Consider the following 22,850-nt stretch of genomic DNA (forward strand, 5'->3'; position numbering starts at 1 on the left):
ACTTGGACAGAGAGCCCGGTCCGAAGGAGGCGCCCTCTTATGCCAGCGTCAAAAAGCGGTTATACAGCGCTTCATATTGCGGGACGATGCGGTGAATATCAAAATTTTTCGCGTGAGCGGTAGCGTTGGCTTTGAAGCGTTTGAGGATGTCGTCATTCTCCAGGATGCGGATGGCGTGTTCGCTCATGCTGTGGATGTCGCCGACATCATCAAGATACCCGGTCTCCCCCTGGATGGCGATCTCCGGCAGTCCCCCTGCATTGGTCGAGACGACGGGGACGCCTGCCGCCATGGCTTCGAGCGCGGCTAATCCAAAACTTTCATATTCGGAGGTGAGCAGGAAGAGATCGGCTACGGCGAGTATTTCTTCCATCTGGTCTTGTTTGCCGACGAAACGTACGTCGTCGAAGATGTCGAGTTCGCGGCAAAGGCTTTCCGCGCCGGAGCGTTCGGGCCCGTCACCGACGAATAGTAATTTGCTGGGTATTTTCTTGTGGACGATCTCGAAGATGCGGACAATGTCCTGGACACGCTTCACTTTGCGGAAGTTGGAGGCGTGCATCAGGATGCGTTCGCCATTGGGGGCGATGACGCGGCGGAAGGCGTCGATGGGTTTGCGGTGAAACCGATGGGTGTCGACAAAGTTGTGGATCACCCTTATCTCCTTTTCGATAGCGAACGACCTGAAGGTCTCATCACGCAGGTTTTGTGAAACGGCGGTGATGGCGTCGCTCTGGTTGATGGAGAAGGCGACGACGGGGGCAAAGGTCTTGTCCCGGCCGACGAGCGTGATATCGGTACCATGCAAGGTGGTGATCACCGGTATATAGCGGCCCTGGGCCTCGACGATCTTCTTCGCCAGATAAGCGGCGGAGGCATGGGGGATGGCATAGTGAACATGCAGCAGATCGAGCTGGTGGTTGTTGATGACATCGACCATGGCGCTGGACAGGGCCGTTTCGTATGGGGGATAGTCGAAAAGCGGATAGGTGGTGACGCGTACTTCGTGATAGAAGATGTTCGCGTTGAACTCGTTAAGCCGCACCGGTTGCTGATAGGTGATAAAATGCACCTGGTGGCCCTTGTCGGCCAGGGCTTTTCCTAGTTCGGTAGCGAGTACGCCGCTGCCGCCAAAAGTGGGGTAACAGACAATTCCTATGCGCATGGTTTTGCCATTTGAGGTTTGCGGTTGCAAGGTAAAGCAATTTGCCTGCGCCGCGGGATTTATGTGACTTTCGGTGATGCCGATGTGGGCAGCGGCGAAAGTTGATAAGGGATACGAGGCGAAAGGAAAAAGCCCTACCTTAGGCGAAATTAACATAGATGGACCTTAAATTGTTGAGTCGCAGTTTACTAATCTTTTTCTTGGTGGGGTTGGCCGCAGCGGTGCGAGGTTTTGGCCAGACGGGGCATTCGCGGACTTTCGATGTGGCAGAGGATTCGGCACTGATCCGCCGGTTGGCTGACACGATACTCACCGATGGCAAGACGTATGGGAACCTGCGGATGTTGACCAAGATAGTAGGCGCGCGGCTCTCGGGGAGTGCCGGTTTCTATAAAGGCGAGCAATGGGGGCAGAGGGCTTTGGAGGATGCACTGGCCGGCAAGGTGTGGTTGCAGGAATGTATGGTGCCGCATTGGGTGCGGGGCGGCAAGGACTCGGCGATGTGGTCAGTGGGGGCAGTGAATGGTGTCCGGAGTGGAAAGCTCGAGGTGCTCGCGCTGGGTAATTCGGTGGGTACGGGACCTGCCGGTATTCAGGCGCCAGTGCTGCTGATCCATGACTTCGACGAGTTGGAGCGGCGGAAGAATGAGGTGAAGGGGAGGATCGTTTTCTATAACTATAAATTTAATCCGCTGTTTGTCGAGACCTTCCGGGCTTATGGGGACGCAGTGCGCTATCGCGTGATGGGCCCCAGCCAGGCCGCTAAGTATGGGGCGCTGGCGGTGCTGGTGCGGAGCATGAGCTCTTCAGTCGATAATAACCCGCATACGGGGGCGCTGATCTATAATGATTCTTTTCCGAAGATCCCCGCGGCGGCGGTGGGTCTGCAGGATGCTGACCGGCTGGCGCAGGTGGCAGACGAGCGGCATCCGGGCGGTGGGTCTGTGCGGGTGTACCTGCGCACCAACGCGCAGATGTTACCCGACACGCTGGCGCATAATGTTATCGGTGAGTTGCGCGGATCGGAATTCCCCGACGAGTATATAACAGTCGGCGGCCACCTCGACTCGTGGGACCCGGCGGAAGGGGCGCAGGATGACGGCGCAGGTTGTGTGCAGTCGATAGAGGTGTTGCGGGCGTTGAAAGCCATCGGCTATAAGCCGCGGCACACGATCCGTGTGGTGCTGTTCGCTAACGAAGAGAACGGCGGCCGCGGTGGCCGTGCCTATGCGGAGACGGCCAAGGCGAAGGGCGAGAAACACATCCTCGGGCTGGAGAGTGACAATGGTGGATTTACGCCGCGGGCCTTCACCCTATCGCTGAGCGAAGAAAAGCTGGCGGCGATCCGGCCCTGGCTGCAGCTGCTTACGCCCTATGGGGTGTACGAATTTGTGAAGGGTGGCGGCGGCAGCGATGTGAGCCCACTTGGGCCGCAGTTGGGGGCCGTGGTAGGTGAGCTGCGACCGGACTCCCAGCGCTATTTCGATTATCACCATTCACGAGGGGATGTGCTGGAGAATGTGAACAAGCGGGAGCTGGAGCTGGGCGCAGTGAATATGGCTGCGCTGATCTATCTTGTAGACAAATATGGGTTATGAAAAATATCCTGGGCATCACGATAGCGGTGATCGTGCTGGCAGTGGCGATCTGGTTCTATTTCCGGTATGAGCGGCCCTTTGGCGAAGGGGTGAAAGCGGGGACGCTCAACTATGTCGTTTATAAAGGCTATATCTGGAAGACGTATGAGGGGGAGGTGATCCTGGCGGGGTTCCAGAATAAGCCGTCCCTGCAAAGCAATGAATTTACGTTCAGTATCGACAACGATGCCGTGGCAAAGCGCCTCGAGCTGGCCAGCGGCAAAGAAGTACAGCTGCACTACCACGAGTACCTCGGCGCCCTGCCATGGAGGGGATATAGCAAGTTTGTGGTGGATAGTATAGTGTCTATCCGTTAGGCCAGGAGGGCGAAGATGGCGGGTTGCTTGTGGAGATCGGGGAGGGCGGGGGGCGCCGGGGCGGAGGTGTCGGGGACGGTGGGCGCCTGGGCTGTGGGGCCTGGAGCTGCGGGGGTGCTGTGGACGGCAGGGGACGTGGGGGTGGTGGAGGCGGCTGGGGTGAGGGATTGGGACGCGGCGCCGGCCGGTGATGGGGGCTGGTTGGTTGCGGCGGCGGCCTTGGGCAGCTTGCGCCATTCGGCGATGGGGAGAGTGCGGATGTATTCGGTGGGGCCGGTGAGGTTGGCGGCTATGCAAAGCCGGGTGGTGGGGCGGCAGGTGGCTAGGATGGCGTCAAGCAGTTGATTGTTACGATAGGGGGTTTCGATGAAGAGCATGGTGCAATGCAGACGTTGGGACTCGGCTTCGAGATCGCGCAGAGCCTTGGCGCGGCCGGCATTGTCGACGGGCAGATAACCGGCAAAACGGAACTGCTGACCGTTGAGGCCGCTGGCCATCAGCGCGAGTAAGATAGAGCTTGGGCCGACAAGGGGGCGCACGCTGGCGCCTGCCTGGTGAGCGGCTTCGGTGAGTATCTGGCCCGGATCGGCAATACCCGGACATCCGGCTTCACTAATGAGACCGATGGTGCGGCCCTCGGCGAGTTTCTGGCGGAAGATGACCTTTACTTCTTCCTCCGCCTTGTGGATGGGATACCACTCATAGTTGTCAATGATCATGTCTTTCCATAATGCCTTGAGATACCGGCGGGCGCTGCGTTCGTTCTCCACGAAGAAGACAGTACATTGTTTCACCGCATCCAGGATATAGGGCGGGAGAGGAGCGGTGACTTGCTCTTCAAGCCAGCAGGGGATGAGATAGAGGGTGGCGGCTTGCTGCCCGGCGCCTGCGTTGGTATTGGTCATTGGCGAATAGTTTAAATGTCCGTAATTACGTCAAAGCCTTTAAAGCTGCCGACGACGGCGAGCCCGGTTATTTTTTCGGCGACGTTTTTGGTCCGCATTTTGGCGGCTATCTGGTTTAGCGTAGACCCCGACCCGACCGCATCGTCGATCAGCACCACATGCCGGAACGATCGTCTATCCGTCACCGCAAAGGTATTATCTGCGTTGCGTATCCGCTCGTCCAGTTTGGACAACGATTTTTGCGGAACGGGGATGATACCACTGATCTTTTTGATCTCGGCGACGGGCAGCGCGATATTGAGTTGCGCCTGGATCACCTTCATCAGCTGCACTTCCCGCCGGATGGTGGGCGGAACGAAGCCAACGGCATCCGCGTCATGGGTGCGGACAAAGTTCTTTATTCTTTCGCCAATGCTGTCCATCATCAGCCGCATGAGGAATTTGTTCTGGCCTTGTTTGGCGTAGTGGATTAGGGTACCGAGACGGGTCTTTCCAAAGCGTTCGATGGCGTAGAAATCGAGATAGTACAATCCATCCAGCCATATTTTGTCGTAGCCTTTTGTGTTCTTTAGTTTTTCCATGCCATTGATCATGCCGTCGTCGTCATAATAAGAGGCATACTTCTTTTTGGTGTCGAGAAATTCATTTAGGGTCTTTTGGACCGGTAGTTTCCGCTGGCGGCACCAGTAAGCAAAGGCGTCGATTCCTTCGAGAAGATTGCCGGTTTCGGTGACGGCTGAGAAGTTATGGGTTAGAAACTCGTTCTCGTTGTCGGGGAGTTGATAGGGGATGGGGGCTTCCTCCACCTGATTGGGATCAGAAATGTACCGGTAGACGGTCTTGGGCGGACTGCCCAGTCGCTGGAGCCGGTTTTCATCGCGAAGCCGGTTGATGGCGATGTGGACCATCTGTTTGGAGATGCCCAGGTGGTCGACGATCTCTTTGACAGTCAACTCATTGGACTCTTGGAAGAGTTGGAGTATTTTGTCGTGTGCGGTCATTTGACTCTTGACTATGGATAGTCAAAGATAGCGTATTTTGCCGGGAATTTTAGATATTTTACTATTTACTATCAATAGTCTAATATGTATGCAGAAGGATGAAACACTGGCTGTGGGCGAGGCGGTGCGGGGGCGGCGATGACGGGCTACCGGGCTACCGGGAGCAAGAGGGCGGGCCCGGGGGAGCGTGGTTGCGGCAAACCGGAGTTGAGCGGTGCGGGTTGGTGCGCGGCGGAGCAAGAGGGCGGGCCCAGACGGCGCGTGGTTGCGGCGGAGCAGGGTGCGGGCTGGAGAGACTGCGGGGCCCGGCGGCGGGAGGCGGGGGTAGACTGTGGCAGCGCGGGAGTCTGGGTTTGGGCAGGGTGCGGGCCTACTCGAGATTCTGATGATAAAGGCTGATCGTAGCGGCGATGACGGCGTACGCGGGCGCGAGAACCCAGCCGAGGATGGGGATGAAGTGCATGCCGTAGAAGACCATACCGTTGCCGATGGCGAGACCCTTGTGGCGGCCGATGTAGGCGTTGCTGGCGCCGGGGGCGATGTTGTGTCGCTGGCAACTATAGTCGCACATGGAGAATCCATAATAATAGCACTCGACGAAGATGGCGATGACGGGGGTGATCCAGCCGATGAGGGGGATGAAGGCCAGGATGAGGATACAGATGATATAGACGCTTTGCCAGAAGGCGTTGCGAAGGGCGAGCCAGATGGCCCGGCGGAGATCGCTCCATAGCTCGCGATTGAGCTTGAAGTGGAATTCCTTGCCGGTGATCAGTGCTTCGGTCTGCTGGCTAAGATAGGCAAAGAGAGGGGAGCCGATGATGAGGAACAGGTATTTGAACAGCGAGAAAAAGAAGAAGACGAGCACGACGTGTACCATACTGCCTCCCATGATGAACAGAAAGCTCAAGGCTGCGCTTTGCTGGTGGTGCAGGAAGCGGTCGATGCCGATGACGCGGCTTAGCCAGGCGATGGCGTCACCGGAGATGCCCAAAAAGAAGTACATGCCGACGCAGAACAGGATGGTGTAGAGGATCCCCGGGATGATGATCCACTTCCATAGCCGGTGCTTGGTGATGAAATGGTGAGCTTTTACATAAGACTGGAAGGCTATTATAATTTCTTTGAGCAAGGTGCTTTTCTTTTTGTTTATTTGTTCGGCCGATGGGATAGGGGGTTAACCATCCGTCGAAACTACGTATTTATGACGAACCGACAAAAGAAGACAGCGCCGCTGGTTCCATTCCCTGAACGTCTCGATACCTCTTTCTACGATCGGGCGGAGGTGGTGCCGGTGGCGAGGGAGCTGCTGGGGAAGATACTGGTCACCGTTTTTGATGGGCAACGAACGGCGGGGCGCATCGTCGAGACGGAGGCGTATAACGGAGTCATCGATCGCGCGAGTCATGCCTGGTCGGGGCGGCGGACGCGGCGTACGGAGGTGATGTTTGGACCCGGTGGCGTGGCGTATGTCTACCTTATCTATGGCATCCACCACCTTTTTAACGTGGTAACGAACAGGCAGGATGTTCCTCACGCGGTGTTGGTACGGGCACTCGAACCGCTGGAGGGTATACCGGTGATGCTGAAACGCACGGGCAAGGCCCGCCTCGATGATACACTTACCCGGGGGCCGGGCAACCTGTCGAAGGCCATGGGCCTGCATGTGGCGCACACGGGGACGTCGCTGCTGGGTGACGAGATCTTCATTGCTGACGATGGCTACCGGCCGCGACCCGGCGAAATTGTGGCGACGCCGCGCATCGGGGTCGATTACGCGGGGGAGGATGCGGCACTGCCCTACAGATTCTACATAAAAGGAAATCCTTATGTGAGCGGGTCGCGCAGGGGCGCCGGGAGTGCCTCAGGAAGCGCGGGGTAAGGGGTCGTGCTTGTGGGGCGCGGGGGTTGAGGGGGCCGGCCGTGGAATAAGCATGGGGCACCGGTTGCGACGCTCCGTTCAACGGCAGTGCAAGGGGCGGCGGGTGAGGGGCCACTACTCCGTTCGCAGGTTCTTCACCGGGTTGGCGTTAGCCGTTCGCCAGGACTGGAAGACGACGGTGAGGATGGCGATGAGCACCGCGAGGGCACCCGCGACGGCGAAGACCCACCAGGCGATGTGGATGCGATAGGCGAAGTCGCGAAGCCAGTTATCCATCAGCCACCACGTCAGTGGCGCGGCAATAACGAGGGCCACAAGCACGAGGGTGACGAAGTCGCGGGACAGGATATACAACAGCTGCTTCACGGTGGCGCCAAGCACCTTGCGAATACCTATTTCCTTTGTTCGTTGCACCACATTATAGGCAGACAGGCCCAGCAGGCCGAAGCAGGCGATGCCGATGGCGAGCAGCGCGAACAGGCCGAAGACCTTGCCGAATTCCTGGTCGGCCTTGTATTGCCGGTCGAAGAAATCATCCAGGAAGAAATAATTGAACGGATCGGCAGGGAAATGCCGCGCCCAGATGTTCTTGACAGCATCGACGGTCCCGCGGATATCGCCGGTCTCGAGCTTGAGGGAATAGTAATCCCGGACATCGGGTCGCAGGATGAAGACCTGTGGACCGATTGCTTTCTGCAGTCCCTGGTGATGATAGTCGGAGACGACGCCGATGATCTCCAGGGAATCGACGAAGCCGCGGGTATATTGATGAAGGGCCTCTTCGGGGCTGGCGTAGCCAAGGGTGCGGACGGCGGTTTCGTTGAGGATAGCGGCCTTTTTGTCGTGGGGGAAGCTGGTGGAGAAATTGCGGCCCGCCAGTTGCCTGAGGCCAAAGGCGGGGATAAAGTCGTAATCGACGCCCAGATAATACATCAGGTAACTTTCATTTTGTACGCCGGCCCGCCTCGTGTTCGCGCCGAATAATATCTCCTTACCGATGACTTCGCTGGAAGCGGTGACGTTCTTCACACCTCCGGCTTGCAACAGATCGTTGCGAAAAGACTGATAAACGGTGCGGTAGGTGGAGTCGCCGAACGAACCGGCGCCGTCGAGTACGAGGGTCTGGTGGATATTGAAGCCCAACTGCTGGTTGCGCATATAGCTCACCTGTTGATAGACGATGATCGTACCGCCGATGAGCAGGATCGAAGCGGTGAACTGGCCAATGATGAGTCCTTTTCGGAGCCAGATGCCCTTTGTGCTGTTCTTGAAGAGTCCTTTCAGCACGCTGACGGGCTGATAGCCAGAGAGGACGAAGGCGGGGTAGAGCCCGGACAGGAAGGCGCCTGCGAAGAAGAGGGCCAGGAAGCCCGCCAGCCAGCGACCGGCGAGGTGAAGTCCGGTGGGTAGCTGTTCGCCCGTCAGCCGGTTGAAGAGAGGGGCCAGACCATACGAGAGCGCAATGGCGAGCACGAGGGCAAGGGTGTTCATCAGGAGGCTTTCAAAGAGGAACTGCCGGATGAGATCGCCGCGCGAGGCGCCGAGGACTTTGCGGACGCCGACCTCACGGGAGCGTTCAAGCGATCGGGCGGTAGCCAGATTCGTATAGTTGACCCAGGCGATGACGATGATGAGGATGGCGACAAGGAAGAGGAAATAGACCGTTTTGCTGTCACCGTTAGCTTCGGCTTCTTCGACGTCGTGAGAGTAGAGGTGGATGTCGATAAGGGGGATGAGATAGAATTCGTTGCGCAATTCCTGGAGCTTGTTGCCTGCGCTGCTGTTAATATGGCGATCGGCGAAGGCGGGAAGCTGCGACTGGAGGCGGGCCGGATTGGCGCCGGGGCGGAGTTGCAGATAGGTATATTGGTCATACCAGCCCCATGACGTTTCGGCCAGGTCTTTCCCTCCGCCCTTACGGATGAGGTCGACAGCGGTTTGATAGGATACGAGGTAGCTGATGGAAAGGTGGGAGTTGGTGGGGTAGTTCCTGAAAACGCCGGTGACTTCGAAGGACTCGGTCTGGCCATGTTTCCAGATGGGATAATAGGTCGGCTGGCCGCTGATGGTGAGCCGTCGCCCGATGGGGTCTTCATTGCCAAAGTATTTGCGGGCCATGTCTTCGGAAAGGATCATTTTGTTTGGTCCGTCGAGGGCGGTCCTCGGGTCGCCTTGTTCGAAAGGCAGGGTGAACATGTTGAGGAAGGAGGCGTCGGCATAATAGCCTTTTGTCTCCATTGTTTTGACGTTGCGATCGGGATTGGATAACAGCACTGGGGCTGCCAGGAGCCGGCAGTAGTCTTCCACTTCGGGGAATTCCTTTTTCAGGGCGCGGCCGACGGCGGGGTAGGTAGTGGCGGATAGCTGTGCGAGCCGCCCTTTCTCATAGACATCCATGCGGAGACGCACGAGGCGATCGGCCTTTTCGTGGAAGGTGTCGTAGCTTTTTTCGCGGGCGACATATTGGAAGAGCATCAGGCAGCAGATGATGCCGATGGAGAGGCCGAGGAGGTTGATGGCGGCGTAGCCTTTGCCTTTCGTCAGGTTGCGAAAGGCGAGTTTGAGGTGATTGAGCAGCATTTGCAGTGGATTGATGATTTTTTGCTGCCAAAAGAGAGCCGGATTTGTATTTGGGTGGTTGTCAGCTGGTTGCGGATGGTATATGCGTGAGGTTGTCCGGTTTTGATACAGGGAGTGTGCGGTCGCGCGGGGGTCGGCAATGGAAGGGCCACATCGGGCTGCAAATGATGAACGGAGGGTACCCGAGCGCAGCGAAGGGTATGAACGAGCTGGAGGGGGTCCGAGCTGTAGCGAAGGACCCGAACGGGTGTGAGCGGAGCGAAACACCCGACCGAGGAGGAACGTGGCGAAGCAGTTCCGACGAAGGTCTAAGCGAGGGCTCGGAGCTTCGACGAAGTTCGAAGCAGCTCCGGCGAAGTTCCCGGGGCTTAATCGGGCGATGCTGCTGGCGGCCCCATGCCTCTGCTCTAGAACCGCGGGCAGGGGATGCCGTGCTGGCCGTTGCCTTTCTTCTTGATATAGATAAGCGAGATCTCGACGCCGCCGCGACTTTGGGAGGCGGTTGACAGCGAGGAGACGTTGACGTCATAGGTGACGCCGAGGCTGAAGTCGCCATAGTCGAGGCCTACATAGGGGATGATGGCGTCGGTGGTATTGTTGGTGAACCGGCCCCAGGCGCCTGCATAGAAGTTGACGGGATATTGTTCGTCAGCACTGGCGGCCACGGCCCAGGCGCCGCCAAAGACGTATTCGCGGGCGCCCGCCTGGTTATTGAAAAGCGCGCTGACATAGATGGTGCTCGGCGAGCCTTGGATGGGGAAGAAGCCGCCGCCATGGAGGGTGATGCGCGTCGGGATATTGATCGTGTCCACGCCGAGGAAAGAGACCTTGGGGTGATTGAGGTGATAGGCCGAGGCGCCAATATAGAAATTGTTATTGCCCGTGGTGCTGGCGTTGTACAGGACCCCGAGATTCATGTCGAAATAATGAACGCTGATGAATTCGGAGCTGATAGGTTCGGAGGGTGACACAGGCAGCCAGCTTCCATCCAATCTCAGCTGGTCCTCGAAATGGAGGCGGGTGCCGTCGAGGCTTTGGTTGCCATAGGTTCCCTGGAAGCCGACGCCGATCTGGTGATAGCCGTCGATGTCGAGGGCCTTATGGTAGGCTGTTGACAGCGATACATAGTTGCTGTTGAGGATGCCGTCGGCCGTCTTGTCGGACATGGCCATGATGCCGATGCCCCAGACGTCGTTTTCCGGCAGGCGATTGGTGAGGATGGGGGCGTCGACCGAGACGGTGGAAGTTATAAAGGCGTTGTTGATGGCGGGCCACTGGTTGCGATAGTTGCCGGCGACGCGCACGACACCGTTGAATTTGCCGGTGAGTGCCGGGTTCAGGGTGAGCGGCGAAGCAAAGAATTGGGAGAAACCGGGGTCCTGCGCGCGGGCTGCGGGGAAGCCGAGCATTAACGCGAGGGTAAGGGCGACGGTGAGGCGGGTGAAATGCGGGGCGAGGGCCGCGAGGCGGAGGGCGCGGGTCGCGGTGAGGCGGAGGCTGCGGGTCGCGAGACGGAGGCTGTGGGTCGCAAGGCGGATGGTGCGGCAGGAACGGACGACACGGGATCCAGCGGTTGAGGAACAGATGGATAAGGCGACGCCGGTCGGGCAGTTTTCATCTGCGGCGACGGGTCTGTTTTGGAGCTTTAGCAACGCTGTTTGGTTCATAAACAGTTATGGGACTATCTAAAAGTATAGACGCGAAAAGTATTCAAACGGTTGGGTAATGAGGGGTAAAACGAGTGAAAAAATAGTAAAAAAGGATGAAACCCGGAAGTTAAAGTTGAGAACGGTGAGCGCTGCCGTTGGGGCCGTTGCCTGGAAGCGGCTGCTGCCGGGCAGGGCTGCTGTTGGCGGGCGCGACCGTTACATCTGGACCTTGTTGCCGTAGGCGAGGTCGCCGGCGTCTCCCAATCCGGGAACGATATAGCCTTTGGCCGTCAGCTCGTCATCGATGGCGCCGCACCAGATCTTGCATTGGGGTTCGCTGCGCAGGACGAATTCGATGCCGACGGTGCAGGCGATGGCGACTACGACATGGATCTCTGAAGGATGGCCTTCTTCGCGGAGATATTGAATGGTTTTGACGAGTGAGGCGCCGGTGGCGAGCATAGGGTCGGAGACGATGACCACGCGGCCTTCGAGTTCGGGACAGGAGACATAATCGAGGCTGATCTCGAAGCTGCCGTCGCGTTGGTGTTTCCGGTAGGCGGAGATGAAGCCGTTGTCGGCCTTGTCAAAGAAGTTGAGCAGGCCCTGGTGGAGGGGCAGGCCAGCACGAAGGATCGTGGTTATTACGGGTTGTTCTTTCAGCGCTTTGCAGTTGGCAGTTCCGAGGGGTGTCTGGACCTCCTTTTCGACAAAGGGGAGGGTCTTGCTGATCTCATAGGCAGCTACTTCACCGATGCGTTCGAGATTGCGGCGGAAGCGCATCCGGTCTTTCTGGACCTCTTCATCGCGGATTTCGCTGATCCAGTCGGACAGGAGAGTGTACTGCTCGCTCAGATTGACAACCATAAAGGACATTTGCGGGCAAAACTACGCTAAGATGGGCATTGGACAATAAAATATGGGGGCGTCCCGCGTTAGGGGCAGAAGCGGCAGCCCGGAGCGGTAGGCGAGGGCCACGGCCAATCGAAAGCGAACAATCCACTGTTCGCTTTTATTACATGCGCCATTTTGATTTTTGCATAACTTGGTGACAATCCAATAAGTGGCCAATTTGGAACGATGATTGGAGATACTGACTGTACTTGAGACCCTATTTTTTTCATATCAGCCTGTATGACCTGGCTTCGATGGGAACCTTGTTCCCGGGGCTGACGCTTGCACTGCTTTTAGGGTTCGCAAAAAGGGTCGATCAAAAAGCCAACCTGTTTTTAGGTTCGGCTTTAGCGGTGATCGTATTGAAGACGGGTGGGTTGACACCGTTGTTTTTACCTGCGCTGGGTCCGCTGTTGTATTTTTATGTTCGACAGCTAACATTCCCGGACCGGCGGTTCCGCCGGAAAGATGCGCTGCACTTTTGCTCCTTGTTGGTGGGATTCTGGATGCCGGCCTGGCTGGTATTAATTTCGGTGATCATCTATTTGTGCCTGTCGCACCGGCTGATAGAGGATTTTTATCGCAGGCTGCGGCCGGTGTTGATGGACAGGCCGCGTTTTGCTTTCCGGCGACTGGACAGGGCGTTGCTCCTGCTCGGCCTGGTTTGCGGGTTATCGCTGTTTGGTGATCCTTTCTATTTGACTGTTGCCTTTGTATTGATTGGAATGGCCGTGGAAGCGATGTTGAAACCGGATAGCGGTGTCCAATTGTCGACGCCAATAACCGATAGATCGGACGCAAGGGAGAAGGGCCGGAGATTAAAGGAGGCGGTAGCGGCAAACCGCCTCTACGAGGATGCCGAACTGACATTGGCCACGCTGGCGGCGAAACTGAAGATGCACCCGCACGACTTATCCCGGATCATTAACATGGGATTGGAAAAGAACTTCAGCGATTTTATCAACGAATTTCGGGTTCGCGACATTGTCCGGAAAATGGAGGACCCGGCCTACGACCGGGTAACGCTGCTGGGTATAGCCTATGAGTCGGGGTTTAATTCCAAAACGACTTTCAACCGGGTTTTCAAAGAAATGACCGGCAAAACCCCGGTGGAATACAAAAACAGCCTGAAAAAAGAGGTATCAATTGATAAGTTGGCACTCCGGAGACGAATACGGCCGGTAATATTGCGTTCGGACGGCCTGCCCAGGTGGGCTGCTAAAACATCAAAACGCAATAGCATGTTAAGAAATTATCTGAAGATCGCTTACCGCCAGTTCCTTAGGCAAAAGATGTATGCGGCCATCAAGATCGGGGGATTTGCCCTGGGCATTGCCGCCTGTTTATTAATTGGACTATATATCAGGGATGAGATGGGCCATGATCAAATGTATCCTGGCGCGGACCGCATTTATCGCCTGGAAGCCCAGGGGCTATATACGGGGGCCGATTGGCCGGCGCCATTGTCCGGGGCCATCCAGAAAGATTTCCCCGAAGTAGCCTGTTCGGGGCGTATGGCGCCAAATATGGGCATCGAACTGCGCGGCGCCAACCAGGCACAAAACACTTACGAGGAATTCTATCTTTACGCCGATCAGGCATTCCTCGACGCTTTTCAATTGCCAGTGGTATCTGGTGACGGCAAAACGGCTCTAAAGGAGCCCCTAACAGTGGTGATCTCCAAAACCATGGCCGATAAATACTACCATGGCCAGAACCCGATCGGGCAGGTGATGTACCTCGATAACGACAAGGCTCAGCCTTACCGCATCAGCGCCGTGATAGCCGATATTCCTACGACTTCGCATTTACACCCGTTCAATTTTATCCTTACACTCGCAGGGAAGGAATTTTGGGAGGGAGAACAAAATAGTTGGGGCAATTATAATTATTGGGTCTACATCAAGCTAAAGGCCGGCATCGATGCAGCAGCATTCGAGAAAAAACTGAACGCAGGTTTGATAAAAAAATATGTGCTGCCTGAATTCCTCAAAGAAGGAATGAAAGACGCTGAAAAACAAGCTTATAAACTCCATTTTTACCTTGAACCCGTAGAGGACATTAATCTCTATTCTTACGATATGCCGGATGGATTCCCGCACGGCGACATCCGCTTTGTCTGGTTGTTCGGCGCCATTGCTGCTTTTATCCTTGTCATTGCTTGTATCAATTTTATCAACCTTTCGACTGCTAAATCAGCTAACCGCGCCAAAGAGGTCGGTCTGAGAAAAGTGCTTGGCTCCTACCGCAGCAGTCTCATTCATCAGTTTCTTATCGAATCCATGCTTTACAGCCTCGTTTCGTTTATACTAGGGTTGCTCATCGCATGGCTGGTATTACCGTATTTCAACAGGCTCGCCGCAAAATCATTGGCAATACCCTGGGGGGAATGGTGGCTGGTACCGGTTATCCTGGTTGCTGCCATGATCGTGGGTGCGTTTGCCGGTCTATATCCCGCCTTTTATCTTTCCAGGTTCCGGCCGGCGCAGGTATTAAAAGGTACGATCGCTGGCGGCAGCAAAAGCCTGATGCTGCGTAATGGCCTGGTGGTCTTTCAATTCGCGGCTTCGATTGTTTTAATCATTAGCACCATCGTTATCTATGATCAAACCCATTTCATCCTCAACCGTAAAGTAGGCTTTGATAAGGACCAGGTGATGGTATTGCGCGGCACCAATACGCTGGGTGACCAAAATATAAAAGAATTCAAGAATGAGCTTGCCAGGATGGCCTCGGTAAAAAGTGTGTCCATAAGCGATTATCTCCCCATACCCGGGACAAGAAGGAATGGCAACACCTTCTGGATCGAAGGAAGAGCCAAAATAGACGAAGGTGTTGGGGGGCAACATTGGCAGGTAGATGATACGTATCTGAAAACGATGGGTATCAAGCTGGTTGAAGGCCGGAATTTTTCTCGCGATATCGCTGACGACACGGCAGGCCAGACAGCCATCATCAATCAAAGAATGGCCCAACGACTGAACCTGAAAGACCCAATAGGCAAACTCATTACCAACGGGAGAACTTTTAGGGTTATTGGAGTGGTCCAGGATTTCAACTTCGAGTCCCTGCGCGGCGAAATTGAACCTATGCTGCTTCACTACGAACTCAGCCCTTCGATGATGACGATAAAATGCAGCGGCGGAGATGTGCGGCAAACCGTTGCGGAGGTGTCAGCGCTATGGAAAAAATTTTCGCTTGATCAGCCGATCCGTTATACTTTCCTCGATCAGGATTTCGCAGCGATGTATGATGACGTGGTGCGTACCGGCAGCATCCTTACCAGTTTTGCGGTACTGGCTATCACTATTGCCTGCCTGGGTCTTTTCGCTCTTTCGGCCTTTATGGCCGAGCAGCGCAGCAAGGAGATCGGCGTTCGGAAGGTATTAGGCGCGAGCGTACAGGGCATCACCGCCTTGCTGTCCATAGACTTTATAAAGCTGGTGCTGCTCGCTATTCTTATTGCATCGCCCATTGCCTGGTGGGCTATGAATAAGTGGCTTCAGAATTTCGCCTATAAGATCACCATCAGCTGGTGGATGTTCGCGACAGCCGGACTCGGCGCTGTTTTGATTGCACTCATGACCGTAAGTTTCCAGTCGGTGAAAGCCGCCCTGGCCAACCCGGTGAAGAGCCTTCGGTCGGAGTAAATATAAGCTCCCTACTCGTGATCGCGGGGTGGTGCAGGCGTGGAGTTATAGTCGACCCGGCGCCGCGATGATGGTGAAAAGTACAGCCAGCACGGCGAGGGAGAGTCCGATGATAAGCAGAATGCCATATATCTTAAAATAGATGCGCAGGCTGTTGAATCCCTCGTTGGTCTTGATGCTATCCATGCTGTCCATCCCCCTGGCTGTTGCCACGGCAAAGCGATAGAGGAAAAAATTGATGATGGCGCCAATCCCCGATGTTATGATGACACCGATGATATTGCCGGTGCGAAAGGAGGCACTGATCTGTACGGCTTCTTCCGTGTCCGTCGACAAGACCCGGTTGCCAAAAATAGCCACGACCAGCGCGACACCGTAGCCGATGAAGGCGCACAAGGTGCAAACCTTTGCCCATACCGCGGCCTGCTTGATCTGTGCCCGCGTGGTGGTGTCGAAAGCGATATTGAAAAAATTGTCCAGTGAATTGGATGCAGAGAATGTTTGTTGGTCTTCCATGATGGTTTAGGAGTGGAATAGTGTAGTTAATGAAAAGAGGTTAAGCAGGAGGCCCAGAAGGGCAAGTATCCCGCTGGTGAGGAAGTAGATCTTGAGGCACTTCATGCCCTCGGCAAAGACGGCCTGGTCTTGTTGTTCGATGCCTCTGCGCGTCAGAACGGAAAAACGGTAGAGCATGAAGACTACGAAGCCAAAGATCGCAACGACTAACAGGACGGCGACAATGAGAAGGGCGGGTCCCAGGCCTTCCAGGCCTTCGATGCCGGGCGCCAATCGGGAGAATGCCGCGAGGAGCGTCGTACCCGCCAGCGCAAAGGCCAGCACGCAGATGGCCAGCACGACCATGCCGACGATAGAAAGGAAGCGGGACCATCGAACAGTTTCGTGGAGGATATGGCCGCCGTCATAGTCCAGGTGCATTTGGAGAAAGGAGTCTTCTTGATTGTTTTCCATTGATCAGGAGTTTGTTACACAATAAAATGAAAAAAAACGAGAAAAGGAAATTTATAGGTCTGGCGCGGCGGCCAGCAGGGCCAGGGGGTGGGGCCGGGTAGAAGAAAAATTATTATGTTTACAAGCAGTTCATAGACTACCTAATGATATGAAGCGATTGTTTTTATACTTGACCTTTATGGGAGTGCTGCGCGTGCTGGCCCAGGAGCAAACGATCGATCTGTCGGGGAAATGGGCGTTTGCGATAGATTCGCTCGACAAGGGCGTGGCTGGAAAATGGTACGCGAAGCCGCTGGCGGACAGCGTTGTCCTTCCCGGTAGCATGACGACGAACGGTAAGGGTGATGAGGTGACTGTTCACACACCCTGGACCGGCAGCATCGAGGATTCATCGTGGTTCTTTGCGCCGCAATATGCTGCCTACAGACAGCCGGGAGCCATTAAAGTCCCTTTCTGGCTGCAGCCGGTGAAATATTACAAAGGCGCTGCCTGGTACCGGAAGGAGGTGATAGTGCCGCGGTCGTGGAAGGGCAAGCATATAACCTTGTTCATGGAGCGATGCCACTGGAAAACCACCGTGTGGATAGATGATCACTACATTGGTTCGCAGAACAGCCTGGCGACTCCGCATGTGTATGATCTTGGCGCAACGCTCACGTCGGGGAAACATACCATTGCCCTCCGTGTGGACAACAGGGTGCAGGATGTCAATCCGGGAGAGAATGCGCATAGCATCACCGATCATACCCAAACGAACTGGAATGGCGTGACCGGCAGCTTATACCTCTCGGCAAAACCGGTGGTGCACCTGGAGGATGTACAGTTGTTTCCGGATATTGACCGCAAGCAGGTCGTTGCCGTTGTCCGGGTGACAAAGGGAACTCCGGGCATTGTCACCCTGCGTTGTTCCTCGTATTCGCCGGACTCCACAAAGCTACCTGCGATATCAAGGAAATATTCTATAGCAGACAGCGGGAAGATAACCATTACTTATCCGATGGGCGATAATCTCTTGCTATGGGATGAGTTTTATCCGCAGCTGTACTCGATGGATGTAAGCGTAGGGACCGCTTCGGGTGAGCGGGACAGAAAGCGAATCTGGTTTGGCATGCGCAGGTTTTCCACGAGTGGAACACAGTTCACTATTAATGGGCGGGTCACTTTCCTGCGGGGTACGCTGGACTGCGCCGTATGGCCGCTGACGGGCTATCCGGCTACGGATGTCGCTTCCTGGATACGGGTATTTTCTGTTTGCAAGTCATATGGGCTCAACCATATCCGGTTTCATTCCTGGTGCCCGCCGGAGGCCGCCTTCCAGGCTGCCGACATCGTGGGTTTGTATTTGCAGATAGAATGCTGCGCCTGGGCCAACGAGGGGGCTACGATTGGCGACGGGTTGCCATTGGATCAATATATTTATGATGAGAGCAACCGCATCGTCAAGGCGTATGGCAATCATCCTTCCTTCTGTATGATGACGTATGGCAATGAGCCGGCCGGAAAGCATTTAACCAGCTACCTGACTGCTTTTGTGAAATACTGGAAGGAAAAGGACCCGCGCAGGCTGTATACCTCGGCTGCAGGCTGGCCCGTTATTCGGGAAAGCGATTATAATTGCACACCTGATCCGCGTATCCAGCATTGGGGCGATGGCCTTCATAGCATCATCAACAGCCGGCCGCCGCAGACCGCTTATGACTGGGACAGCATCATCGCCCCGTGGCCGCAGCCAACCGTGAGTCATGAGATCGGGGAGTGGTGCGTGTACCCGGATTTTAAAGAGATGGACGCCTACCGCGGGATATTGAAACCCAAAAATTTCGAGATCTTCAGGGAAACACTGCGCCAACATGGGATGGACAGGCTGGCGGACAGTTTTTTGCTGGCGTCCGGCAAATTACAGGTGCTGTGCTATAAGGCGGATATCGAGGCAGCGCTTCGTACCAAGGGCTTTGGCGGGTTCCAACTGCTGGGGCTTAGTGATTTCCCCGGGCAGGGTACCGCACTGGTGGGGGTAGTGAACGCTTTCTGGAAAGGGAAGGGATACACTGATGAACGAGCGTTCAGCCGGTTCTGCAATGCTGTTGTTCCGCTGGCGAGGTTTCCCAAGATGGTGTACACCAACGACGAACAGTTGAGCGTGCCGCTGGAGGTGGCCAATTTTGGGCCGACGCCGCTGCCGAATGAAGCCATTTTATGGAAGATCACTAACGATAAGGGGCAAATATTGTTCGCTGGCGTGTTTCCGGCAAGGGATATTCCTATTGGCAACGGAATACGGGCAGGGGAGATCAGCGTTAGCCTGCACCAGGTTCGCGAGGCGTCCAGGTTGACGGTGCAGGTGAGCATAGCGGACCATGCAAACAGCTGGGAAATATTTGTCTATCCGTCCTCTTTGCCGGCCCCTACCCCTGGCGATATCCTGGTCACCTCGAAGATGGACGAACAGGCCATAGGGGTATTGGACCGGGGCGGCAAGGTGCTGCTGACGCTGGAGAAAGGATCCCTGGACAAAGGCGGTAACATAGCGATGGGCTTTTCTTCGATATTTTGGAATACGGCATGGACCGGCGGCCAGCCACCCGTAACGCTTGGCATCCTTTGTGATCCCCGCCACCCGGCATTGCAGGAATTCCCGACGGAATATTATTCCAATGTTGAATGGTGGGATGCCATGAGCCATGGGAGCGCCATCCGGCTGGATTCGGTATCGGCTGGGATCGAGCCCATTGTCAGGGTGATTGATGACTGGGTTACGGCGCGTCCGCTGGGGCTGGTCTTTGAGTGTAGCGTGGGAAAGGGCAAGTTGCTGGTATCCGGTGTTGACCTGCTTACCGACAGACAGGCCCGCCCGGAAGCCCGGCAGTTGTTGTTGAGCCTTTTGAAATATATGCGGGGAGAGGCGTTCAGGCCGGAAGTGCGGGTGGATGTGGAGAGGATAAGGGGGTTGGTGCGGTGAAGAGGAATGACTTCAGCTTTCCCAGTCTATTGATCGAAGCGAGCCGTCACTATTGGTCTTAATCGCCAACACCTGATTACAGGGTTCGCCGTCGATTCTGGTGCTGGATCCTGCCCAGGAAGTTATAACCCTTGCCCTTGTTGAAAATAAATCCGTCTCCCTGGGTTATAAAAATAAGTTCATTATTCCCTTTTTGCAAGGCGAGGCGGATGCTATTGTAAGCGGGAGATCATAAGTCGCCGGATAACCGGAGGTTTACGGGCTTTTAGAATAAATGCCAGGATCGCAATCGCCAATAATGGGGTATAAATGAGAACGACTTTCTTTATTCCTAAAGCAGCGAACATCAGCACGAGACCCGCAAAGGAGTTGTAATGCCCGCCATGAACATCATATTCTATCCCTGATTCCATATCGGCAGCAATAAACAATGTCCAGATGAACAAGGCGATCACCACCAATAAAGCAATTAGCGGCTTTTTTCCGGCACGCAGTGGGGAATATTTATCGATCTTATATGCCGAATAAGGGAGAGCATCTTTTATACAATCAAATATTTCATTCAATTTCTCCTCGTTGTCAATGCGCAGGTGCTCCTCCGAGTCGCCGCGAAAAAACAGCTGAATATATTTTTTCCCAGCCTGATGCCTGACTTCTTTTATGTATGAGAACGGCAGCCCAAATGTATTTTTTTGAGGAATATCCTTCATTTTCAACGCCCGGACAAAATCATCGATCTCTTCTGATCGGGGATTGCATTTATAGATCGTATCGTCGATGATCGCTATTATCTTATCATCGCTCCTTCCTTCGTTTACCCAGATATTGATCATATCAATATTTTTTTAGAGAGTTGACATATTTAGAGGGCCTCGATGGAAAAACGGGTGAATTTTTCTTTCCGATTGTATTCGGAGACCATCATGTGCCCTTCTTTGGCGGGGTAGACATTGATCTTCACGTTGCCGTCCTTGTGAGGGATGGTGCGCACGACCTTTTTACCGTTGACATTGTAGATGTAGATATTGTCTTGATCGTCGATGATCATGTAGTTGGTTTTGGTGTCCCGATCGATCACCTTGTAATAGTCTTTCTTGTCAAGCTGATAGAGGATGCCGTTGGCGCCGAAACTTTTTGTTTCGTCGCAGGGTATGGTATTGTCCAGAGCAATATTGCCGGATGCCTCCTGCCGCACGAAGACGCCCTCCGCCAGTCTGAATTTGGCCACTCCCTCGAGTCTCAGGGCCGTGCCGGCAAAAATGGTGTTGCCATTATAGTCTCTGAATGCCGAGGCATATTTGACGAAAAAGCTTTGGTCGAGAAAAAGACCTTCGGCGGAGAGCCCGGGAATAGTATTATTGTCCCAATAGCTGCAATTGGCATGCATTTCCTTGTGCGGATTGCCCAGATCGAGCGTGAACAGGCCCACATAGGGTCCGTTGGCGTAATCAAAGGCGTTGAGAAATTGCTTTTCCATTCTGGGATTGATGATACAGCCGGCTATAAAGGCGTCGCCGGTGGCGGGGTCATTGTCAAAAGAGAGGACCTTTAGCCAGTTGTCATTTGCATCCCTCAGGTCGAAATTGTTTTCGGCATAGAGATCCTTCGCGGAATAGACGAAGAGCTTGTACCCGCCTTCCGGTGCACCCACGTTATGCTTTGCCAGGAGATAGATCTCCGTGGCAGTAGCGCGCAGGATGAAGTGATCGGCCACCATCGGGATGTCCAGCTCATGGGTCGGAACACCCCTGGAATCGAATACCATCAGCTGTTGTTTCACTTCGTCGCCATAAAAGAAGGCGAAACCGCTGTTGGGGATGTTCCTGATCTGCATCCCATATTTCAGGTAGCTTACTAATTTCATCGTCGGAAAATAACTCCTGGTGGCGAACGTCTCTGTGCTCAGATTGACTTCCTTGTACGAGGTGTTGATGATCTGGCCGCTGAGATTGATGAATTGTAACAGGATATGGCTGGAACCCGCGACATCCCGCGCCTTTCTCAGATCTTTATAGGTTTTCACCGGTTGTACGCCTTTCAAGGGGCTTTGGATATACCCCAGGCATAATACGTTCTGCTCGAAAGATACGGCCTGAAGATCGAGCATCTCCTGACGAAAATCTACCTTTCCGATGTCGTTGAGGTTTTCATCCATGATGGTCACGCGGTAGTTGAACGAGTCCGCATTGGCCCTTTCCAGCTGCGTGAATGCCAGGTAGCCGACGAGGGCATTGTCCTGAGTGATGGGTTTCATCTCGGTCGAGATGTCTTCGCCCACTTCTTTGAATATTTTTGTCTGGGCCTGCAGGGAAGAGGCAAAAAGCAGGCTAATGAACACCAGAGCGGGACGCAGCATAACAGGCATTTAGGAGTGCCTGCAAATTAAAGGAAATACTTCGATACAGACAACCACTTACGGCTAATGGGTTGGCCCTGGTTTTCATAGTGTTTACCGAGAACATTGCCGGATTTTGCCGACGAGGACTTGGAAATGGCCTGCACAAGGGGCCATATTTGTATCGTAAACAGTGTTTGAAACCTCAAAATCTCCGGTTATGAAAACCCAATCTGCACAAATGGAAGTACTCTTTATCATTGGCACGACCTTTTTGTCCGGGGACCTGTGCGAAAATGATGATTCCCTCCGGGATGGCCGTTCTTCCGGTTCTTCGGGCATCGAGCAGTTGGAAGAGGCCTGTTGGAATGGTTTGCTGCAATCGATGCTTCCGGAGATCTTTGGGCAAACTGTGCCGGCGGGGAGGAACAACCATCTTTACCTTTGGGATATCAAAGCCACCGAATCTTTCCTGCAACTCGATCTGGGCGAAGCGCCAGCCGCCACCGAGAGCTACTTTTCCATCAACCCCTACTCTTTTCTTTCTTCGCAGGATTATAACTGAGATCTGGTTTTCCGGCCAGGGTGAGCGCGCCGGCCGCTGCGGGGGTGCAGGGGCACTGCATGGCTACCGCCGTTGCTGGCCCGACCCGAAGGACAACCGAGCGAAGCGAAGGCATCCGAGTGAAGCGAAGGATGCGAGCGAGAGGCCGCAACGGTGTTGCGGGCCGAAGCTCTAACGAGGTATCCGAGGAAGGGTCCAACAGTGTTGGAACCGACGAAGGATACGAGCGCAGCTCTCGTGGGGTATCCGAGCGATAGCGAAGGTTGGAACAGGTACGAGCGAAGCGAAGCACCCGAGCGAGGAGGAACGTGGCGAAGCAGTTCCGACGAAGGTCTAAGCGAG

17 protein-coding genes are annotated in these 22,850 nt (G+C 54.9%); 6 read left to right on the top strand and 11 right to left on the bottom strand.

Annotated elements, in window-relative coordinates; genetic code table 11:
• Positions 1 to 37: 37 nt before the first annotated feature.
• Positions 38 to 1,165, bottom strand: a complete 1,128-nt coding sequence (gene bshA / locus IEY39_RS28205) for an N-acetyl-alpha-D-glucosaminyl L-malate synthase BshA (protein ID WP_188937963.1) — start codon at positions 1,163 to 1,165, stop codon at positions 38 to 40.
• A 158-nt stretch (positions 1,166 to 1,323) separates the two neighbouring features.
• Here bshA and IEY39_RS28210 point away from each other — a divergent pair, with 158 nt between their 5' ends.
• Both IEY39_RS28210 and IEY39_RS28215 read left to right on the top strand, forming a co-directional pair.
• Positions 1,324 to 2,763, top strand: coding sequence for a M20/M25/M40 family metallo-hydrolase (locus IEY39_RS28210; RefSeq protein WP_188937964.1), 1,440 nt, complete (start codon positions 1,324 to 1,326; stop codon positions 2,761 to 2,763).
• Positions 2,760 to 3,119, top strand: a complete 360-nt coding sequence (locus IEY39_RS28215; protein WP_188937965.1) for a hypothetical protein — start codon at positions 2,760 to 2,762, stop codon at positions 3,117 to 3,119. Before IEY39_RS28210 ends, IEY39_RS28215 begins: the two co-directional genes overlap by 4 nt.
• Here IEY39_RS28215 and IEY39_RS28220 read toward each other — a convergent pair.
• From IEY39_RS28220 to IEY39_RS28230, 3 genes are all read right to left on the bottom strand, one after another.
• The gene (locus IEY39_RS28220; protein WP_188937967.1) at positions 3,116 to 4,024 is read right to left on the bottom strand and encodes an SAM-dependent methyltransferase; all 909 of its coding nucleotides are present in this window, start codon (positions 4,022 to 4,024) and stop codon (positions 3,116 to 3,118) included. The genes IEY39_RS28215 and IEY39_RS28220 overlap by 4 nt on opposite strands.
• 11 nt (positions 4,025 to 4,035) lie before the next feature.
• Positions 4,036 to 5,025 (bottom strand): winged helix-turn-helix transcriptional regulator, encoded by a 990-nt coding sequence (locus IEY39_RS28225; protein ID WP_188937969.1) that lies wholly within the window; start codon positions 5,023 to 5,025, stop codon positions 4,036 to 4,038.
• Positions 5,026 to 5,395: 370 nt separating this feature from the next.
• On the bottom strand, positions 5,396 to 6,157 hold the full coding sequence (locus tag IEY39_RS28230; RefSeq protein WP_188937970.1) for an EI24 domain-containing protein: 762 nt from the start codon (positions 6,155 to 6,157) through the stop codon (positions 5,396 to 5,398).
• A gap of 72 nt (positions 6,158 to 6,229) precedes the next feature.
• On the opposite strand from IEY39_RS28230, the gene IEY39_RS28235 reads away from it, so the two are divergent.
• Positions 6,230 to 6,907: a DNA-3-methyladenine glycosylase gene (locus tag IEY39_RS28235; protein ID WP_188937972.1), complete on the top strand. Its 678-nt coding sequence runs from the start codon at positions 6,230 to 6,232 to the stop codon at positions 6,905 to 6,907.
• Between the two features lie 114 nt (positions 6,908 to 7,021).
• Here the strand turns inward: IEY39_RS28235 and IEY39_RS28240 are convergent, their stop codons facing one another.
• From IEY39_RS28240 to upp, 3 genes are all read right to left on the bottom strand, one after another.
• Positions 7,022 to 9,487: an ABC transporter permease gene (locus IEY39_RS28240; protein ID WP_188937974.1), complete on the bottom strand. Its 2,466-nt coding sequence runs from the start codon at positions 9,485 to 9,487 to the stop codon at positions 7,022 to 7,024.
• 407 nt (positions 9,488 to 9,894) lie between these two features.
• Positions 9,895 to 11,154: a PorP/SprF family type IX secretion system membrane protein gene (locus tag IEY39_RS28245; protein ID WP_229689128.1), complete on the bottom strand. Its 1,260-nt coding sequence runs from the start codon at positions 11,152 to 11,154 to the stop codon at positions 9,895 to 9,897.
• 198 nt (positions 11,155 to 11,352) lie between these two features.
• Positions 11,353 to 12,003, bottom strand: a complete 651-nt coding sequence (gene upp / locus IEY39_RS28250) for a uracil phosphoribosyltransferase (protein ID WP_188937976.1) — start codon at positions 12,001 to 12,003, stop codon at positions 11,353 to 11,355.
• 236 nt (positions 12,004 to 12,239) lie between these two features.
• Between upp and IEY39_RS28255 the strand changes: the two genes are divergently transcribed.
• Complete coding sequence (locus tag IEY39_RS28255) at positions 12,240 to 15,680, top strand: ABC transporter permease (RefSeq protein WP_188937978.1); 3,441 nt, start codon at positions 12,240 to 12,242, stop codon at positions 15,678 to 15,680.
• Between the two features lie 45 nt (positions 15,681 to 15,725).
• Here the strand turns inward: IEY39_RS28255 and IEY39_RS28260 are convergent, their stop codons facing one another.
• On the bottom strand, positions 15,726 to 16,196 hold the full coding sequence (locus IEY39_RS28260) for a hypothetical protein (protein WP_188937980.1): 471 nt from the start codon (positions 16,194 to 16,196) through the stop codon (positions 15,726 to 15,728).
• Between the two features lie 6 nt (positions 16,197 to 16,202).
• Positions 16,203 to 16,649, bottom strand: a complete 447-nt coding sequence (locus tag IEY39_RS28265; protein ID WP_188937981.1) for a hypothetical protein — start codon at positions 16,647 to 16,649, stop codon at positions 16,203 to 16,205.
• A gap of 148 nt (positions 16,650 to 16,797) precedes the next feature.
• Between IEY39_RS28265 and IEY39_RS28270 the strand changes: the two genes are divergently transcribed.
• A complete protein-coding gene (locus tag IEY39_RS28270) occupies positions 16,798 to 19,608 on the top strand; it encodes a DUF8487 domain-containing protein (protein ID WP_188937983.1) in 2,811 nt (936 codons plus the stop codon).
• Positions 19,609 to 19,820: 212 nt separating this feature from the next.
• Here the strand turns inward: IEY39_RS28270 and IEY39_RS28275 are convergent, their stop codons facing one another.
• Together IEY39_RS28275 and IEY39_RS28280 are read right to left on the bottom strand one after the other, a co-directional pair.
• Positions 19,821 to 20,441, bottom strand: coding sequence for a hypothetical protein (locus IEY39_RS28275; RefSeq protein ID WP_188937985.1), 621 nt, complete (start codon positions 20,439 to 20,441; stop codon positions 19,821 to 19,823).
• 29 nt (positions 20,442 to 20,470) lie between these two features.
• Positions 20,471 to 21,964, bottom strand: a complete 1,494-nt coding sequence (locus IEY39_RS28280; protein WP_188937986.1) for a hypothetical protein — start codon at positions 21,962 to 21,964, stop codon at positions 20,471 to 20,473.
• A gap of 199 nt (positions 21,965 to 22,163) precedes the next feature.
• On the opposite strand from IEY39_RS28280, the gene IEY39_RS28285 reads away from it, so the two are divergent.
• On the top strand, positions 22,164 to 22,508 hold the full coding sequence (locus IEY39_RS28285) for a hypothetical protein (protein ID WP_188937987.1): 345 nt from the start codon (positions 22,164 to 22,166) through the stop codon (positions 22,506 to 22,508).
• Positions 22,509 to 22,850 lie beyond the last annotated feature (342 nt).

This window comes from Puia dinghuensis (assembly GCF_014642875.1).
Classification (GTDB): Bacteria; Bacteroidota; Bacteroidia; order Chitinophagales; family Chitinophagaceae; genus Puia; species Puia dinghuensis.

Bases quoted from the DNA above. Each gene is read 5' to 3' on its own strand.
- IEY39_RS28225 (WP_188937969.1), bottom strand. From the start codon at position 5,025: ATGACCGCACACGACAAAATACTCCAACTCTTCCAAGAGTCCAATGAG.
- IEY39_RS28270 (WP_188937983.1), top strand. From the start codon at position 16,798: ATGAAGCGATTGTTTTTATACTTGACCTTTATGGGAGTGCTGCGCGTG.
- IEY39_RS28245 (WP_229689128.1), bottom strand. From the start codon at position 11,154: ATGAACCAAACAGCGTTGCTAAAGCTCCAAAACAGACCCGTCGCCGCA.
- upp (WP_188937976.1), bottom strand. From the start codon at position 12,003: ATGGTTGTCAATCTGAGCGAGCAGTACACTCTCCTGTCCGACTGGATC.
- IEY39_RS28275 (WP_188937985.1), bottom strand. From the start codon at position 20,441: ATGATCAATATCTGGGTAAACGAAGGAAGGAGCGATGATAAGATAATA.
- IEY39_RS28285 (WP_188937987.1), top strand. From the start codon at position 22,164: ATGAAAACCCAATCTGCACAAATGGAAGTACTCTTTATCATTGGCACG.
- IEY39_RS28265 (WP_188937981.1), bottom strand. From the start codon at position 16,649: ATGGAAAACAATCAAGAAGACTCCTTTCTCCAAATGCACCTGGACTAT.
- IEY39_RS28240 (WP_188937974.1), bottom strand. From the start codon at position 9,487: ATGCTGCTCAATCACCTCAAACTCGCCTTTCGCAACCTGACGAAAGGC.
- IEY39_RS28220 (WP_188937967.1), bottom strand. From the start codon at position 4,024: ATGACCAATACCAACGCAGGCGCCGGGCAGCAAGCCGCCACCCTCTAT.
- IEY39_RS28280 (WP_188937986.1), bottom strand. From the start codon at position 21,964: ATGCTGCGTCCCGCTCTGGTGTTCATTAGCCTGCTTTTTGCCTCTTCC.
- bshA (WP_188937963.1), bottom strand. From the start codon at position 1,165: ATGCGCATAGGAATTGTCTGTTACCCCACTTTTGGCGGCAGCGGCGTA.
- IEY39_RS28210 (WP_188937964.1), top strand. From the start codon at position 1,324: ATGGACCTTAAATTGTTGAGTCGCAGTTTACTAATCTTTTTCTTGGTG.
- IEY39_RS28235 (WP_188937972.1), top strand. From the start codon at position 6,230: ATGACGAACCGACAAAAGAAGACAGCGCCGCTGGTTCCATTCCCTGAA.
- IEY39_RS28260 (WP_188937980.1), bottom strand. From the start codon at position 16,196: ATGGAAGACCAACAAACATTCTCTGCATCCAATTCACTGGACAATTTT.
- IEY39_RS28215 (WP_188937965.1), top strand. From the start codon at position 2,760: ATGAAAAATATCCTGGGCATCACGATAGCGGTGATCGTGCTGGCAGTG.